Origin of the sequence: Agromyces sp. NBRC 114283, from assembly GCF_030268405.1 — a bacterium.
GTDB lineage: Bacteria > Actinomycetota > Actinomycetes > Actinomycetales > Microbacteriaceae > Agromyces > Agromyces mediolanus.
Map to the genome: position 1 here is coordinate 3,835,521 of NZ_BSQP01000001.1, position 15,463 is coordinate 3,850,983.

A 15,463-nucleotide genomic window follows, 5' to 3' on the forward strand; every position below is an offset into this window, starting at 1 on the left:
GGGTAAGGCTAGCATCGGCGAACTCCACCCCGGCTACTTCACGGATCCAGCGGTGAGACCACTCACGATGTACTTCTGGAGCACGAAGAAGAGGACGACCACGGGCAGCGCCGCGAGCACTGCACCGGCCGCGAAGACGGGCCAGTTCGCAGAGGTCTCCTGAGCGATGAACTGGTAGAGGCCGACGGCGAGGGTCTTCTTCTCCGGCGCGGTCAGGAGCACGCTCGCGATGACGAACTCGTTGATCGTCGCGATGAACGAGAGCAGGCCGACCACGGCCAGAACGGGAGCCGAGAGCCGGAGGATGATCGTGAAGAAGATCCGGCTGTGCCCGGCACCGTCGAGCTTCGCCGCTTCGTCGATTGACACGGGGACGGTGTTGAAGAACCCGTACATGAGATACGTATTCACGCCGAGGGCGCCGCCCAGGTAGACCATGATCAGCCCGATATGGGTGTTCAGCCCGAGCGCCGGGAAGATGTCGCCGATGCCCTTCATCAGCAGGAAGATCGCGACCACCGCGAGCAGTTGCGGGAACATCTGCACGAGGAGGATCGTGATCAGCCCGAGCCGGCGTCCGGAGAACCGCATTCGCGAGAAGGCGTAGGCGGCGAGCCCGCCGAGGAGGACCGTGCCGGCTGCCGTCACCAACCCGATGAGCAGGGTGTTCATGAACCATGCTGCGAACGGTTGAGCCGGGTTGCTGAAGAGATTGATGTAGTTCTCCAGGCTGAACTTCGTGAAGAGACCGGTCGAGCCGGCCAGGCTTCCGTTCGGGTTCAGAGATGCGGAGACGATGTACAGGATCGGGAACACCGCGATGACCGAGGTCAGGATGACCACGATGTACTTCGCGGCGAGCGCCCGGGCGGTCCTGCGGCGCTGGGAGGGCCCCTTCGGAACACGCCCGCTCCTCTCCCCGCGGGGGTTCACTTCAGGCGTATGCGACGTGGCCGGGTACGTGTCGATGGACATCAGTTGAGCTCCTCGAGCGTTTTGGTGCGGCGGAAGCTGATCACCGAGATGACCGCGACCAGAACGAAGATGATGATCGAGAACGCGCTCGCGAGGCCGAAATCGCGTCCCCCGGTCTCGCCGAATGCGACCTTGTAGACCAGGGTGATGAGAATGTCGGTCGCGCCGACGTTCATGTCGGTGGTGATGTCCTGCGGGCCGCCTCTCGTGAGCATGTAGATCAGATTGAAGTTGTTGAAGTTGAACGCGAAGGACGCGATCAGCAGCGGCGCCATCGAGACCATGAGCAAGGGGAGCTTGATGCGCCGGAATACCGCCCATGGGCCGGCCCCGTCGACTTTGGCGGCTTCGACAAGCTCTTCCGGGATGGACTGGAGCGCCCCGGTGGCGACCAAGAACATATACGGATAGCCGAGCCAGAGGCTCACCATGAGAATGCTGAACTTCGCCAGGATCGGATCGGTCAACCAGGGGATCTGCGCCCCGCCGAAGAGCACTTGGTTGATGAAGCCGAACTGCGGGTTGAGCATCCCGCTCCAGATGAGCGCGGAGAGGAAGACGGGGAATGCATACGGCAGGATGACGAGGACACGGAACGTCCTGCGGAATCGCAGCCGCCAATCGTTCAGGATGAGCGCGAGGAACACACCGACTGCGAAGGTCGCTGCGACGGTGAATCCAGCGAAGACGAAGGTCCAAAGGACCACTGCGATCAGTGGTCCTCGAATGGACTCTTCGGTGAACGCTCGAACGAAGTTCTCGAAGCCCACATCGATCTTCCAGCCGGGCATGAGCTGGTTTCCGTCGGCCGCGACGAAGGCGCCGTCCCCGGTGTCCTCGTAGATCTTGCCGGTGGCGGTATCGATGAACGCGTCGGCGGTTTCGTCGTACTGCATCTTCGCCGAGTAGACGAACGCTTGGGATCCGTCAGGAGTCCGCAGAGCCCCGTCGTTCGGGTCGTCGGTGAGTGGCACGCTCATCGCAGCCAGTTGCTCTTGCTCAGCGAGCACACCGGCGAAGTCCAGCGTGGTGTAGCCCTCGACGGCGACGGCACGGCCGCCTTCGAAATCAGCTTCCGCTGGTTGAAGCGGCCGATCCTCTCCACCGATGAGCGCCTCACCGTCGGGGTCGGTCACCAGGAAGGAGAGTTGCCCGAACTGTTCGACGACGACCATCGGATAAGCGGGTGAATCGGGGACCCGAGTGAGCGATTTGTTGATGAGCGCCTCGACGGCGGCTTCCTTCGAGCCGATGTGCCCGTCACCGTAGTTCGTGAAGGCGACGTACCCGCTGTAGATGATGGCGTACATCTGGAAGACCAACAGGAACACAGTTCCCGGGATCAGGTACTTGGCGGGGAGGCTCCCCCTTCGGATGTAGATCCAGTTGATCAGGGCTGCGGCCACCAGCGCGACAGCCGCGAGCACCCAGTCCTCGTTCAACGCGAGGATGAATGCCGCGTAGATGACCACCGCGTCGAGCACGCCGAGGCTGATGATCTTGATCAGCACCACCCAGGTGGACGGTGCGCCGGCAACGGCGCGAGTGGTGGGGCGTTGACGTTTCCGGCTTCTGTCGGTGCTGGAAGGCGATTGCAGTTCGGTGGTGGTCACACGTGCTCCTGAATGCGGTTGGACGGCTGGAAGGGCCGAGGCGGTTGGGGCTCCGCCTCGGCCCGGTCTGTTATCCGCCGACGACTTCGCGGAGCCGTTCGGTCATCGCCTGCCATGCTTCCGTCGGGTCTCCGGCCGTTCCGTTCAGCAGCGCAGACTGAGTGGCGCCGAGGTTGTCCCAGACCGCCCCCATCTCAGGGATCGAGGGCATCGGCACGCCCGTCCGGCCGACCTCGCCGAACGCGCCCACATCGGGGTTCTCGGCGGAGGCGATCTCGAACGCGGAGTTCAGCGCCGGCGGGCGGCCGCCGGCTTCGTAGAGCGCGAGCTGCGCCTCTTCGCTGCCAAGGTAGTTCACGACGAACTCGTTGGCCGCGATGGCATTCTTACTCTGCGAGCTGACGAAGAAGCCCTGCACGCCCACGAAGGGAGTCGGCGCGTCCGGGCCCGCCTGCGGGATGGCCTCGATGGCGTAGTCGATGCCGCCTTCCTGGAACGCCGGGAGGTTCCACGGACCGGAGAGCATGAATGGCGACTTGCCAGCGGCGAACTCGTCACGTGCGATGTCACCGGTGATGCTGGTGTTGATGATTCCGGCCGCGCCCCACTCGACGAGCTTGGCCGCGAACGCGTTCCCACCCTCGCTACCCACCAACAGCTCGGAGGTGTCGTACCCGTTGTCCGCGTCGAAGGCGAAGAGCGGGGCACCGTAGGAGGTCTGGAGGGGGTACAGGTGGTACGGGTCCGAGTCCACCGGGTCTGAGGGCACGAGCACCGGATACTGGGCGGCGCCGCTCGCGACGACGGCTTGCCCGGCAGCGATCAGCTCGTCCCAGGTGGCCGGGGTGGACGAGGCGAGCGCCGTGTTCCGCAGAAGCGCGATGTTCTCCAGGGAGACTGGCAGCCCGTAGGTGACCTCGTCGTAGGTCATGGCACCGATGGCGACGTCGGAGAAGTCCCCAGCGGTGTCGCCGAGCTCGAGCGGAGCCACGACCCCGTTCTGGACGAGCTGGCCAAGCCAGTCGTTGCCGCCGACCATGACGTCCGGACCTTCCCCTGCCGGCACCTGCTGGATGAAGTCGTTGCGCATCACATCGCCGTACTCCTTCTGCACGAGCTCGACCTTGATGCCCTTGTCGTCCTCGAACTTCGCAGCGATGTCCTGCATCTCTTCGACACGGTTCGCGTCGACCCAGACGGTGAGCGTGGCCGACGTCGATGACTGCCCGCCTCCCCCGCCCGCCGAGCATCCCGTCAAGGCCAGAGCCAGAATCGCGCTGCCCGCGAAGATCGCGGTCGCGGCTGATCGATTCACCTTCATTGGTGCTGCCTTTCTGCGTGATTGTCAGGGCCCGCACTCGCGAGCACCTCCACGGAGAAGGGGAGCAGCGTCGTTGCGGGTGAGAGCAGATTGCCAGACTCTTGCGAAACTTGCAAGCCCTTTCATATCTTGCGGTTGGAGTTCATCCAGCTCGCCCCGAAGTCCACGAGTTCCCTGAGGCTCATCGCCTCGCAGCTTGCCCGCCCCACCGTCGCGGATCGTGTCGCTCCCATCGACCGGAAGGCGTCACCGATCACCTCGAAGTCCTCCGACTCGGCCAGCGTTTCCTCCCAGGCGACCCAGCGCCGTTCGCCGCCCACGAGCATGGGCGCGCCGTTGGGAACCCTGGGGAGCCGTGCCCGCGAGCGCCACTCCGCGAGATGGAGCGCGGTCGCCTTGTCGAATCCGACGCCGAGGAGCAGGACGACAGCGTCGAGATCGTAGAGTCGCGCAAGAGGCGACGCGTCGTCGAACGGTGAATCGAGATTCTGCTCGGCGGTGACGCCCGCCGCCTCCGGCCCGAGCGCCGCGAACGAGCGGTGAGGATGCCTGCTTCGCCGGGCGCCAGGCAGGGTTCGGAACAGCTCCGCAACTGCGCCCATCGACCGCGTCGGAGTTCGCACCACGTCGAAGACCGGGAGATTTTCCCGAGTGCGGGCGTACCCCTCAAACGCCATCGCACCAGGTGCCAAGTACTCAGGATCGCAAAGCTGCCAGCTCTGCGATGGCATCACGAGCGTGCCGGTTGGGCCGATCGCTGCTTGAAGGGCATCGATGACCGCTTGCTCGCCGCCGATGACATCCCCGAACGCGGACAGCGACGCGTGGACGAGCAGCACCGAGCCGTCACCGATACCGAGCGAGCGAACCGTCGCCTCGATATCCCGTTCGCTGACGGATCGGCCGGCGTTCTGCGTGGTGGCTGAATCGTGTTTCATGAACTGCATGATCTCTCGTGGATGGCGATTCACGCAACGCCACCGCTCGCACTCAATTGCCCGAGAGAAGGCCGTATCTCGCCGCGTACAAGACCGCTCCGACGCGGTCACGAACACCCAGCTTTCGCAAGACAGCCCCGACGTGCGTCTTCACGGTGGACTCGGACAGCCAAAGCCGTGCTCCGATTTCAGCGTTCGTGAGCCCCTCCAAGAGACACTTCAGGACCTCTTGCTCACGTCGGGTCAGCAGATTGCATTCCTCGGCGGTCTCGGGCGCTTGAGCCAGGCGACGATACCGCCGTACGAGTTCACTGGTCACCCAGTGGGGAAGGGCCACTCCCCCGCCCGATGCATCCCGGACCGCGGAGTGCAGCTCGCCTGCGCTCGCATCCTTCATCAGATAGCCGGCCGCGCCGGCTTCGAGCGCGTCGAACGCTGCCTCGTCGCAGTCGAAACTCGCCACCGCGATCACGCTCGGCGAGGGCTCCCTCTCGACGATGCCTCGGATCGCGGCGATGCCCTCGAGGTATGACCCGTCCAGATCGACGAGGACGACGTCGGGGCGATGGCGTCGCGAGAGTTCGATTGCCTGTGATCGGTTCTGAGCGAGCGCTACGACCTCGAAGCCCGGCTGGCTTTCGAGCATGAGCGCGAAGCCGAGCCGCATCAGTTCCTGACCGTCGGAGATGAGTACCCGGATGCTCATCCCGCCACCGCACGGTGTGGGTATGCCGCGCAGACCCAGTCCGCATCCATTTGCCTACCTCCCGCAGTCGGCGCTGCGTTCGCTTTCGAGCTTGCAGCAGCGCCGCTGCCGCAGGCGAACTCCTACAGAAGTACCGATTCCCAGCCCACCCCTTGGCGAGTCCGATGAGATGAGCCACGATGTGCGAGTGAAACTCATTGCAGAAAGTGATAGTAGCGTCAATCTGTCGCGTCCTTCGAAGCCAGCCTTGGGGTCTGGAGCGGCGTGGATTTGGGTGGCGCTGTCATCGCTCGCCATTGTGGGATATGCCGTCACTCCGTACGTCACCGTCTCCCTTGCAGATCTTGCCGCCGATCACGTGGGTCTCGCGGAGGACTATCTCAACCAACCCCTCCCAGTGGCCGTCGCGTTCTACGCGCACGTGATATCGGGCGGGATCGTCCTCCTGCTCTCGCCGGTGCAATTCATCGGCGCGCTTCGGGCACGCACTCCTCGACTGCACCGGTGGATCGGCAGGCTCATCCTCCTCAGCGTCGCTGTGGCTGGGGTCTCCGCGCTCGTGATCGCACCGTTCAGCCCGGCGGGGCTATCCGGTCTGTTTGGGTTCGGAATGATGGCAGCACTCTGGCTCGGAACGGCTGCGGCAGCGTACCGAGCGATCCGCCGACGGGATGTTCCGAGCCACCGAGCCTGGATGATTCGGAACTTCGCGCTGACGTATTCCGCCGTCACGCTTCGCGTCTGGATGGGTCTCCTGATCTTCGCCCAAGTACCGTTCGGCGGGTTCGAGTTCGACAGCGCGTTCAGCAACGCCTACTCGGTCGTCCCGTTCCTCGGCTGGATTCCGAACCTGGTCGTCGCGGAGCTGATCATTCGTCGACGGGGGTTGCCGGCGCTTCGGCTTGTCTCGGATACGACACGCATCCGGGCGGTGCAGCCCTGATGCTCGGGAGCATTCAAGAAGTCGTCACGAATTGCGAGGATCCGAGCAAGCTCGCCGAGTTCTGGGGCAGCCTGCTCGACGCAACGTGGGCAGTCGACGGGTCGGAGTGGGCCATCGTGGCAGAGGCGCCGGTCTTCCTCGCATTTCGGCGTGCTCCGAATGAGCGACGGTACCCGCGAAGCAACTTGCACCTCGATGTCGTCGTCGACGACCTCGAAGGCATGGTGCAACGTGCCGTCGAACTCGGCGGATCGGTTCTCCGGGAGCCTGTTTCAGAGGGGGACGGCGGCTTCGCTGTGCTCGCGGACCCTGAGGGCAATCGCTTCTGTCTTGTCGTCGACTGTGGGAACCGCTGGAGTGATCGGCAGCGCAGCGTTCTCTCCCGTGGGGCCAGGCCGTCCGGATCGCTGTCAGCTCGGAGCGTTTCCGCTGCTCCTGAGCAGTGATTGGACGCGTTCAGCCGTCATGGTCGGGAACTCCTTCCACCCGTGTTCCAACACAACGCGCGCGAGCAGCGCGATATCTCGTGCCGATTGCTCGATCGGCTGAGCGAGTGCGTGGTCGAGCTGCGTAGCTATGTGCGGGTACGCGGCGTCGAAACGTCGGGAAGGGTCCAGCGGATCCGAGCGCGCTGCGCCCGCCGGGAGGACGCGTGCACGTATCGCCCGGAGCAGATGGTCGACCGCCCAGCCTCGCACGAAACGCCCGGCGGCGATGCGTTCGCCCCGACAGGCTCGACCGTATCCGATGAGGAGTTTGATGTAGGCAAGGGCGACTTCGTTCGCCGGGTCAATAGCAGGGAGCGCAGCGAGACGGTCCTGCCCCGCGTCGACGAAGTCCCGCATCCGCGGATCTCCGAACATCAGCTTCGCCTCATCCAGTGGTGCGGCTGCGAGCTCCTTGGTCGTTCCAACGGCGAACTCGAGGACATGGCCGTCGTCGTAGAGCACCGAGAAGCCGAGCTCACCTTCGCGGGCGACGCACAGCACACGTTGCGGATCGGGGAGCCAATCGAGGTTCGCACGGGCCGACTCGACGTGCTCCTCTTCCACGAGCGCGAGGAAGTCGTGGTCGGACCATCGGTCTCGACGGTGTCCCGCAGCGGCCGACCCGAGGAAGACGAGTCCGTGTGCACCAGGTACGCCTGCGAAGCCGCCCGAGAGGCGGTCGCTGAACGCGTCGAACTCAGCGAGGTCACGCATTGGCGTTGACCCGCTCGGGAGCGGACGCGCGTGCCGTGACCAGCGAGCGAACCGCCCAGACCCCGAAGGCCGGCCCGTCCGCCTCCCAGAGCAGCCGCGCACCTTCCCGTCGAAATGCGATGCTCCCGAACGTCAGCGTAGGAGCATCCTCGAGCGCTTCAGCGACGTTGAGCGGCAGCGCGAGTTCGCTGGGCGATCGGAATGCCATCACGAGTTCGGCGCCCTCATCGCTTTCCCGCAGGAAGGCCAGGCACTCGCTGTCGGCAGAGAGCCAGCGCAGGCCGCCGGTCTGCAGGGCGACCGACTCTCGCCGAAGGCGACCGAGCTCGCTGTATGCAGCGAGCAGTCGGGGGTGCTCTTCCCACGGCAGGGGCGTCCGCGATCCCTCCCCATTGCGTCCACGGAGTCCGAACTCGTCACCCGCGAAGACGACCGGGGTACCCGGCAGCGTGTACGAGAGTCCAGCAGCGACCAGTTGGCGCTCGTCGTCAGCCTCTTCCGCAAACCGAGCAGTGTCGTGGGTGTCGATGGCGTTCATCGCGAGGAGCTTCACCGACCAGGGATATGGCGCGGTGAATCGTCGGTAGCTCTCGACGACATCCGCGGCAGAGTATGCGGGAGCGGATTCGTAGGGGATGCCGAAGTCGCGCCGATTGATCGCCGGGCGTCGAAGCCAGTTCCAGACTGGACGAGTGAAGGACGGGTAGCTCATGGGCGCATGCCACCCTTCGCCGTCGAAGTCGACTGTGGCGTCGTTGGTCGACTCTGCGAAGAGCACTCGACCAGGGGCGACTTGGTCCATCGTCGCTCGCACCGTCCGCTGAATCGTCCGATTGAAGTCATCTGTTCCGAGTCGGCCGCTCATGTTGGCTACATCGACTCTCCAACCGTCGAGGTTGAATGGCGGGAGGAGCCACTTCGCAACCACGCAATCGCCCCCCTCGATGAACCGCCGGCGCAGTTCTCGCGAGTCCCAGTTGAGCTTGGGAAGGCTGGGCAGGTCGTACCAACCGACATAGTCGGTGTGGTCGGTGTCGTTCCAGTAATAGAAACCCGATTCGACGGCGCTGGGTTTGCCGAACGCAGCTCGGAACCACTCGTGCCCGTCGCCGGTGTGGTTCGTCGTGAGGTCGCCGATCACCCGCATCCCGCGCGCGTGCGCCGCTTCGACCAGGCGGACGAGCGCTTCGTCGCCACCGAGCAGCGGGTCGACCCGGTCGAAACTGGAAGCGTCGTACCGATGGTTCGATTGCGCTGGAAAGAACGGCGTCAAGTAGAGGAGGGTCACCCCGAGTCGCTCCAGGTGGTCCAGCCGCTCCGTGATGCCGTCGAGATCTCCGCCGAAGAACTGGCGCGAGGTCGAGGGACCCTCCGCGACCGGCGCGTCCTGCCACTCCGCTGGCTCGGCCCAGTCCGGAATGTCACGGGACGCGCCTGAACTCCTCGCGAAGCGGTCCGGGAAGATCTGGTACATCACCTGCTGGTGTGCCCACGACGGCGGCGGCGGAAACGAGGTCGTTCGGAAGTCGCTGCTGTCTCGCGGCTCAAGCGACTCCAGACCGTCCGCGGACAACCAGCGCGTGCTCCCGTCCTCGAGGTTGATGAGGAATCTGTACTTGGTGATCGGGTTCGGGAGCGCGAAGTTGCCTTCCCACCATTCGGCCGCGGTGTCCCAGTCGGGGGAAGCCGCACCGGGCAGGAGCGGGAAGAAGCACGGTTCCGCGTCACAGACCACACGAACGAACACTGAGCGCGGAGCACCGAATCCATGAGGAACTCGCACGCGAACGAACTGTGTCGCGCCCACACCCCGCCCAAGGGTCGACATATAGAGAGACGAACCATCGTGATGCGGTCGGTCGTAGTAGCAATTCATGAGATGACGCTGGCTCCCCTGCATAGACGAGTGATGTTGCGGCGACCTTAGCAAACCCATTTCATGGTTTGAAAGATTTTGCAATCGGTGTGTCCTGTGGGATCCTGCGTGATGTTCGTCGACTGCACCAAGGGAGCTGCCAATGGCCATCCGCCGCAAGAATCACTTCGAGCTCGCTCGTGACGCTCGAGACGAGTGGTGGCGGACGGCCGTGATCTACCAGATCTACCCCCGCAGTTTCGCGGACGCGAACGGCGACGGCATGGGCGATCTGGCGGGCATCACCGCCCGGCTCGGCGCGCTCGCCGAGCTCGGCGTCGACGCCATCTGGCTCTCGCCGTTCTACACCTCCCCGCAGCACGACGCCGGCTACGACGTCGCCGACTACCGCGACGTCGACCCGCTGTTCGGCACCCTCGCCGACTTCGACACGATGCTCGCCGAGGCGCACGCCCGAGGCATCCGCGTCATCGTCGACCTCGTGCCGAACCACTCCTCGAACGAGCACGCCTGGTTCCAAGCCGCCCTGGCCGCCGGCCCCGGCAGCACCGAACGCGCCCGGTACCTGTTCCGCGACGGCCGCGGCGAGGCCGGCGAGCTGCCGCCGAACAACTGGGACTCCGTCTTCGGCGGCCCGGCGTGGACCCGGGTGACCGAGGCCGACGGGCAGCCGGGCCAGTGGTACCTGCACCTCTTCGACTCCTCGCAGCCCGACTTCGACTGGACGAACGACGAGGTCCGCGAGGAGTTCCGCGACATCCTCCGGTTCTGGCTCGACCGCGGCGTCGACGGCTTCCGCGTCGACCTCGCCCACGGCCTCATCAAGGCCGAGGGCCTGCCCGACTGGACCCCGCCCGCCGAGGGCGGCAGCATGGGCGGCGCCGGCGGCCTCGCCGACGACGCGCCCGACGCCGAACGCCCCGTGCCGAGCGCCGAGCCGGGCGTCGCGCTCGAGCCCGGCATCTCCTCCGAGCCCGGCGACGCCCCGCCGTTCTGGGCACAAGACGGCGTGCACGAGATCTACCGCGACTGGCGCGCCCTGCTCGACGACTACCCGGGCGAGCGCATCCTCGCCGCTGAGGCCTGGGTCGACCCCCTCGCCCGCGTCGCCCAGTGGGTCCGCCCCGACGAGATGCACCAGTCCTTCAACTTCGCCTACCTCGAAACACCCTGGCGGGCCGCCGCCCTGCGCCGTGTCGTCGACGAGTCCCTCGCCGCGTTCGGCGCCGTCGGCGCCCCCTCCACCTGGGTGCTCTCGAACCACGACGTCGTGCGCCACCCCACCCGCCTCGCCCTCACCGTCGGCAATCTCCAGGGCCACGGCGTCGGCCCCCGCACCCCGGGCATCGGCGACCCCGCCACCGGGCTCCGCCGCGCCCGCGCCGCGACCGCGCTCATGCTCGCCCTCCCCGGCTCCGCGTACCTCTACCAGGGCGAGGAGCTCGGACTCCCCGAGGCCATCGACCTCCCCGACGACGCCCGGCAGGACCCGACCTGGTTCCGCACGAACGGCGAACGCTACGGCCGCGACGGCTGCCGCGTCCCCATCCCCTGGGAGGCCGGCTCGCCCTCCTTCGGCTTCGGCCCGACGGATGCCTCCTGGCTGCCCCAGCCCGCCGAGTGGGCCGACTACGCCCGCGACCGCCAGCAGGGCGTCCCCGGCTCGACCCTCTCGATGTACCGGGCCGCCCTCCGGCTGCGCCGCGAGCACGCCCTCGCGAGCGGCACCCTCGAGTGGATCGAGACGCCCGACGCCCCCGACGTCGTCGCCTTCACGAACGGCGCACTGCTCGTCGTCGCGAACACCGGCGACACCACCATCTCGCTCGCGGAGGTGCTGCCCGACGAGCTCCGCACCGCAGCGGCAGCCCCCCAGCCGCTCCTCGCCACGGGCGACGTCGCCCGTGGCATCCTCCCCGCAGACACCACCGTCTGGCTCGCCCGCTGAACACGCACCGATCCCTCGACGTGTCATCCGTCAGCGCCGCGTCGGATGACAAGTCGAGCGAAACAAACTCACAAATGGCCATGTAGATCGAAACGCTGTCAACGAACTCGATACAGATGACAACGAGATCGGTGTTTCACACAGAGCCCGGAAACGCAGAACGGCCCCCGAAGACGCAGAGCCCGGAAACGCAGAACGGCCCCAGCCGAAGCTGGGGCCGTTCTTATTCCGTGCGCCCGGAGGGACTCGAACCCCCAACCTTCTGATCCGTAGTCAGATGCTCTATCCATTGAGCTACGGGCGCATCAGATGCTGCCCACCGCACTCACTGCGATCAGGCAACCACGCCACTCTATCCCACGCCGCTCGCGATTGCGAATCGAGCGCCGTGCCGGACGAGGCATCCGCGGTCCGGCCCGAACCCGGGCCGACGCAGCCCGCGCCGCGCCGCCGCGCCCCTCGTCACCATCTTCGAGTTGCCCGACTTCCATGAAAGTCGGGCAACTCGAGGAGACGGGCCCGGGAGCCGGGCTCAGGGAGCGAACGCCCGAACGCCGGCTACCCCTTGACCGCGCCGCCGAGCCCCGCGCCGCTCAGGAAGAGCCGCTGAAACACGAGGAACAGCACGATCGGGATGAGCGTCGAGATCGCGAGCGCCGCGAGGAACACGTCGAGCTCCGTCTGCGACTGCACCGCGGGCAGGCGCACCGACAGCGGCTGCACGGCGGGGTCCGGCAGCACGAGCAGCGGCCAGAGGAAGTCCTTCCACGCGGCGATCACGGCGAACACCGAGACGACGCCGAGGATCGGCTTCGACATCGGCAAGACGATCGACCAGAACACCCGGAACGGCCCCGCGCCGTCGGTGCGCGCCGCCTCGAACACCTCGCGCGGCAGCCCGTCGAAGAAGCGCTTCACGAGCAGGATGTTGAACGCGTTCGCCGCGGCGGGCAGCCACACCGCCCAGTACGTGTTCAGCAGCGAGGTGTCGATGAGCGGCGGATGCAGCACCGTGAGGTAGAGCGGCACGAGCAGCACCACCGCGGGCACGAACAGGGTCGCGAGCACGAGCCCGTTCAGGATCGGCGCGTACTTCGGCCGCAGCACCGAGAGCGCGTAGCCCGCGGTCGTCGCGATGAGCAGCTGGAAGAACCAGGAGCCCGCCGCGACCCAGATCGTGTTCAGGAAGTACTGGTCGATGTGGATGTCGTTCCATGCCGTCTCGAGGTTCGCCCAGTCGATCCCGTTCGGCCAGAGTTCGAAGGGATGGCTGAGCGTGTCCTGCGTCGGCGTGACGGCCGCCTTCGCGAGCCAGAGCAGCGGCCCGAGGCCGGCGACGACGAGTCCGACGAAGAGCACCACGTGCACGCCGGCCATCGAGACGCGCACGCCCCGCTTGCGCCGATCGTGCCCGCTCAGGATGCCGCGGTCGGCGTCGCCGGCGGTGCGGTCCCGGCGGCGCGTGCCGAGGCCCGCGAGCTTCTGCCGCAGGGCCACGGAGGGCTGGGCGGAGGAGGGGGCGGGGGCGGTCAATTCGTGCTCCAGCGGTCGGTGAGCTTGAAGTAGAGCCAGCTGAGCAGCCCGAGGAAGACGGCGAGCATCAGGCTCAGCGCCGTGGCCTCGCCGTAGGCGCCGCCGAGGCTGTTCTGGAAGGCGTAGCGGTAGATGAGCAGCAGCACGGTGAGGGTCGCGTTGTTCGGCCCGCCGCCGGTGAACAGGTACGGCTCGAGGAACACCTGCGCCGTGCCGATCACCTGCAGGATCAGCATGATGAAGAGGATGCCGCGCAGCTGCGGCAGGGTCACGTGCCAGATCTTGCGCCAGATGCCGGCGCCGTCGACCTCGGCCGCGTCGTAGAGCTCCGGCGGCACCGCGATGAGCGCGGCGAGGTAGATGATGATCGAGCCGCCGGCCGCCGCCCAGGTCGCCTCGATCACGAGCGAGGGCATGGCGGTCGCCTGGGATTGCAGCCAGGGCTGCGGCGGGATGCCGACCCAGCCGAGGATCGTGTTGAACACGCCGTCGGGGCTCGCGTTGTAGAAGACCTTCCACAGCAGCACCGCGACGACGGGCGGAACGACGACCGGCAGGTACGCGAGCGCGCTGTAGAGGCCCTTGGCGCGGCGCACCTCGCTCATCAGCACGGCCATGATGATCGGCAGCGGGAAGCCGAACACGAGCGCGAGGCCCGCGAAGTAGAGCGTGTTGACGACCGCGGTGCCGAGGTTCGGGTCGGCGAGCACCCGGGCGAAGTTGTCGAGGCCGACCCAGACCGGGTCGCTGATGAGGTTCGTCTTCTGGAAGCTCATGATCACCGAGCGGGCGATCGGCCACCAGCTGAAGACCCCGAACACGATGAGCATGGGTGCGAGGAAGGCGAGGTTCCACAGGCCTCCCCCGCGCAGCCACGTGAGCGGGGTGCGACGGCGGCGGCGCGATGGGGTGCGCGCCGCCGCCTCGGGCGACGGATGCCCCGCGCCGGCCTCGGCCGGGGCATCCGTCTGATCGATCGCGGTGGTGCTCACTGGTCGAGCAGCGCCTGCGCGTCGATGTCGAGCTGCGTGAGCAGCGCGTCGATGTCGGCGTTCCGGTCGGTGAGGACCGCCTGCACGACGTTGTCCATCAGGGCGTAGATCGGCTGGGTCTGGCCCTTGAACTCGCCGACCGGGCTCTGGTCGAAGATGCCCTCGGTGAAGCCGGTCATCTGCTCGAGCGGCACGTTGATGTAGTCCTTGATCCACTCGCGCGACTCGAGGTACGTCTCCTGGTCGAGCACCGGCAGCACCGGAGTGCCGACGGCCTGGTCGCTCGCGGCCAGCGCCTTCGCGTCGGCGACCGCGGCGTCCTGGTTCAGGAGCTTCTGCATGTAGTACCAGTCGATCCAGGTGACGGCGGCCTTCTTGGTGTCGTCGTCGACCGTGGGCGCCACGACCGCGATGTCACCGCCGCCGAGCACGCCGCCGCCGTCCTCGAGCGGGATGACGGTGAGGCCGTACTTGCCCGAGTCCATGCCGTAGTCGCGCACGAGCGCCGTGTAGACGTCCGAGCCGCTCGTGTACATGCCGATGTTGCCGGCCGCGAACTCCTGGTTGATGCTGCCCCAGTCGAGGTCGAAGTTCGCGCCCATCGAGTTGTCTTCCCAGCGCAGGTCGTGCAGGTACTGCAGCGTCGCCTTCGTGGCCGGGTTGTTGATCGTCGAGGTGAAGGTGCCGTCGTCGTTCGCGGTCTGCAGCTGGGCGCCGCGCGAGTCGGCCTGCGCCGACAGCTGCCAGCCGCCGGTGCCGTTGCTCGTCATCGTCGCGTAGCCGGCCTTGCCGGTCTTCTCGGCGATGGTCTTCGCCGCGGCCCGCACCTCGTCCCAGGTAGTCGGCGGCTGGTCGGGGTCGAGGCCCGCCTGCTCGAACAGGTCCCGGTTGTACTGGAGGCCGTTGGCGTAGGCCTGGCGGGGGAAGCCGTAGATCTTGCCGTCGCTGCCGGTGACCTCCTCGAGGAGGATCGGGTTGAACTTGTCGGTGTAGCCGAGCTCGTCGATCTCCTTCGTGAGGTCCATCAGCTGGCCGTTCTCGAGCAGCGTCTTGGAGTCGGTGAAGGGCACAGTGAACACGTCGGGCAGGCTGCCGCCGGCCAGCTGGGCGGCGAAGGTCGGAGCGGTCCACTCGTACTCGACGCCGACGATGTCGATGTCGGGGTGCTCCTTCTCGAACTGCTTCTCCTGCTCGGCGAAGGCGTCGTAGGCCGCCTGGTCGGCGCCGGGCGGGAAGGTGGCGACGCGGAGCTCGAGCTTGCCGTCGCCGTCGCTGCCCCCGGAGGAGCAGGCGGCGAGGGCGCCGACCATGGCGAGCGCGGCGATGCCGGCCGCAACGGTGCGTGTTGACTTCATTGTCGGTCCTTTCGGTGCTGTGATGCGGTGGGGTGCGGATGGTGCGTGGTGCGGATGGTGC

Annotated in this window: 13 protein-coding genes and 1 tRNA gene; 3 read left to right on the forward strand and 11 right to left on the reverse strand. The window is 66.6% G+C overall.

Annotated features, from left to right (window positions below; genetic code table 11):
* Nucleotides 1–33 precede the first annotated feature (33 nt).
* The 5 genes from QSJ60_RS18470 to QSJ60_RS18490 form a co-directional block, all read right to left on the reverse strand.
* On the reverse strand, nt 34–975 hold the full coding sequence (locus QSJ60_RS18470; protein WP_230767897.1) for a sugar ABC transporter permease: 942 nt from the start codon (nt 973–975) through the stop codon (nt 34–36).
* Entirely contained in the window at nt 975–2,588 is a 1,614-nt protein-coding gene (locus QSJ60_RS18475) for an ABC transporter permease subunit (protein ID WP_230767899.1), read from the reverse strand. Before QSJ60_RS18475 ends, QSJ60_RS18470 begins: the two co-directional genes overlap by 1 nt.
* 70 nt (nt 2,589–2,658) lie before the next feature.
* Complete coding sequence (locus tag QSJ60_RS18480) at nt 2,659–3,909, reverse strand: sugar ABC transporter substrate-binding protein (protein WP_285465136.1); 1,251 nt, start codon at nt 3,907–3,909, stop codon at nt 2,659–2,661.
* A gap of 122 nt (nt 3,910–4,031) precedes the next feature.
* A complete protein-coding gene (locus QSJ60_RS18485) occupies nt 4,032–4,847 on the reverse strand; it encodes an AAC(3) family N-acetyltransferase (protein WP_285465138.1) in 816 nt (271 codons plus the stop codon).
* A 52-nt stretch (nt 4,848–4,899) separates the two neighbouring features.
* Nucleotides 4,900–5,553 carry a response regulator transcription factor gene (locus QSJ60_RS18490; protein WP_230767906.1) on the reverse strand — a complete coding sequence of 218 codons (654 nt, stop codon included), beginning with the start codon at nt 5,551–5,553 and terminating at the stop codon, nt 4,900–4,902.
* 187 nt (nt 5,554–5,740) lie between these two features.
* On the opposite strand from QSJ60_RS18490, the gene QSJ60_RS18495 reads away from it, so the two are divergent.
* Both QSJ60_RS18495 and QSJ60_RS18500 read left to right on the forward strand, forming a co-directional pair.
* A complete protein-coding gene (locus tag QSJ60_RS18495) occupies nt 5,741–6,496 on the forward strand; it encodes a DUF2306 domain-containing protein (RefSeq protein ID WP_230767908.1) in 756 nt (251 codons plus the stop codon).
* A complete protein-coding gene (locus QSJ60_RS18500) occupies nt 6,496–6,942 on the forward strand; it encodes a VOC family protein (protein WP_230767911.1) in 447 nt (148 codons plus the stop codon). The genes QSJ60_RS18495 and QSJ60_RS18500 overlap by 1 nt, the downstream gene beginning before the upstream one ends.
* Here the strand turns inward: QSJ60_RS18500 and QSJ60_RS18505 are convergent.
* Both QSJ60_RS18505 and QSJ60_RS18510 read right to left on the reverse strand, forming a co-directional pair.
* Nucleotides 6,907–7,698, reverse strand: a complete 792-nt coding sequence (locus QSJ60_RS18505; protein WP_230767913.1) for a hypothetical protein — start codon at nt 7,696–7,698, stop codon at nt 6,907–6,909. The two genes, QSJ60_RS18500 and QSJ60_RS18505, sit on opposite strands and share 36 nt — an antisense overlap.
* On the reverse strand, nt 7,691–9,574 hold the full coding sequence (locus QSJ60_RS18510) for a glycoside hydrolase family 13 protein (RefSeq protein ID WP_285465142.1): 1,884 nt from the start codon (nt 9,572–9,574) through the stop codon (nt 7,691–7,693). The genes QSJ60_RS18505 and QSJ60_RS18510 overlap by 8 nt, the downstream gene beginning before the upstream one ends.
* 142 nt (nt 9,575–9,716) lie before the next feature.
* On the opposite strand from QSJ60_RS18510, the gene QSJ60_RS18515 reads away from it, so the two are divergent.
* Nucleotides 9,717–11,522 carry a glycoside hydrolase family 13 protein gene (locus tag QSJ60_RS18515; RefSeq protein WP_285465144.1) on the forward strand — a complete coding sequence of 602 codons (1,806 nt, stop codon included), beginning with the start codon at nt 9,717–9,719 and terminating at the stop codon, nt 11,520–11,522.
* Between the two features lie 231 nt (nt 11,523–11,753).
* On the opposite strand, the gene QSJ60_RS18520 is transcribed toward QSJ60_RS18515, so the two are convergent.
* From QSJ60_RS18520 to QSJ60_RS18535, 4 genes are all read right to left on the reverse strand, one after another.
* Nucleotides 11,754–11,826 (reverse strand) — tRNA-Arg (locus tag QSJ60_RS18520).
* 254 nt (nt 11,827–12,080) lie between these two features.
* A complete protein-coding gene (locus QSJ60_RS18525; RefSeq protein WP_502871397.1) occupies nt 12,081–13,055 on the reverse strand; it encodes a carbohydrate ABC transporter permease in 975 nt (324 codons plus the stop codon).
* Nucleotides 13,052–14,047, reverse strand: coding sequence for a carbohydrate ABC transporter permease (locus QSJ60_RS18530; protein WP_285465145.1), 996 nt, complete (start codon nt 14,045–14,047; stop codon nt 13,052–13,054). The genes QSJ60_RS18525 and QSJ60_RS18530 overlap by 4 nt, the downstream gene beginning before the upstream one ends.
* On the reverse strand, nt 14,044–15,402 hold the full coding sequence (locus QSJ60_RS18535; protein WP_285465148.1) for an ABC transporter substrate-binding protein: 1,359 nt from the start codon (nt 15,400–15,402) through the stop codon (nt 14,044–14,046). The genes QSJ60_RS18530 and QSJ60_RS18535 overlap by 4 nt, the downstream gene beginning before the upstream one ends.
* Nucleotides 15,403–15,463: the final 61 nt, after the last annotated feature.

Coding starts and splice junctions, on each gene's coding strand:
- QSJ60_RS18535 (WP_285465148.1), bottom strand. CDS start 15,402: ATGAAGTCAACACGCACCGTTGCGGCCGGCATCGCCGCGCTCGCCATG.
- QSJ60_RS18490 (WP_230767906.1), bottom strand. CDS start 5,553: ATGAGCATCCGGGTACTCATCTCCGACGGTCAGGAACTGATGCGGCTC.
- QSJ60_RS18500 (WP_230767911.1), top strand. CDS start 6,496: ATGCTCGGGAGCATTCAAGAAGTCGTCACGAATTGCGAGGATCCGAGC.
- QSJ60_RS18470 (WP_230767897.1), bottom strand. CDS start 975: ATGTCCATCGACACGTACCCGGCCACGTCGCATACGCCTGAAGTGAAC.
- QSJ60_RS18505 (WP_230767913.1), bottom strand. CDS start 7,698: ATGCGTGACCTCGCTGAGTTCGACGCGTTCAGCGACCGCCTCTCGGGC.
- QSJ60_RS18515 (WP_285465144.1), top strand. CDS start 9,717: ATGGCCATCCGCCGCAAGAATCACTTCGAGCTCGCTCGTGACGCTCGA.
- QSJ60_RS18485 (WP_285465138.1), bottom strand. CDS start 4,847: ATGAAACACGATTCAGCCACCACGCAGAACGCCGGCCGATCCGTCAGC.
- QSJ60_RS18480 (WP_285465136.1), bottom strand. CDS start 3,909: ATGAAGGTGAATCGATCAGCCGCGACCGCGATCTTCGCGGGCAGCGCG.
- QSJ60_RS18510 (WP_285465142.1), bottom strand. CDS start 9,574: ATGAATTGCTACTACGACCGACCGCATCACGATGGTTCGTCTCTCTAT.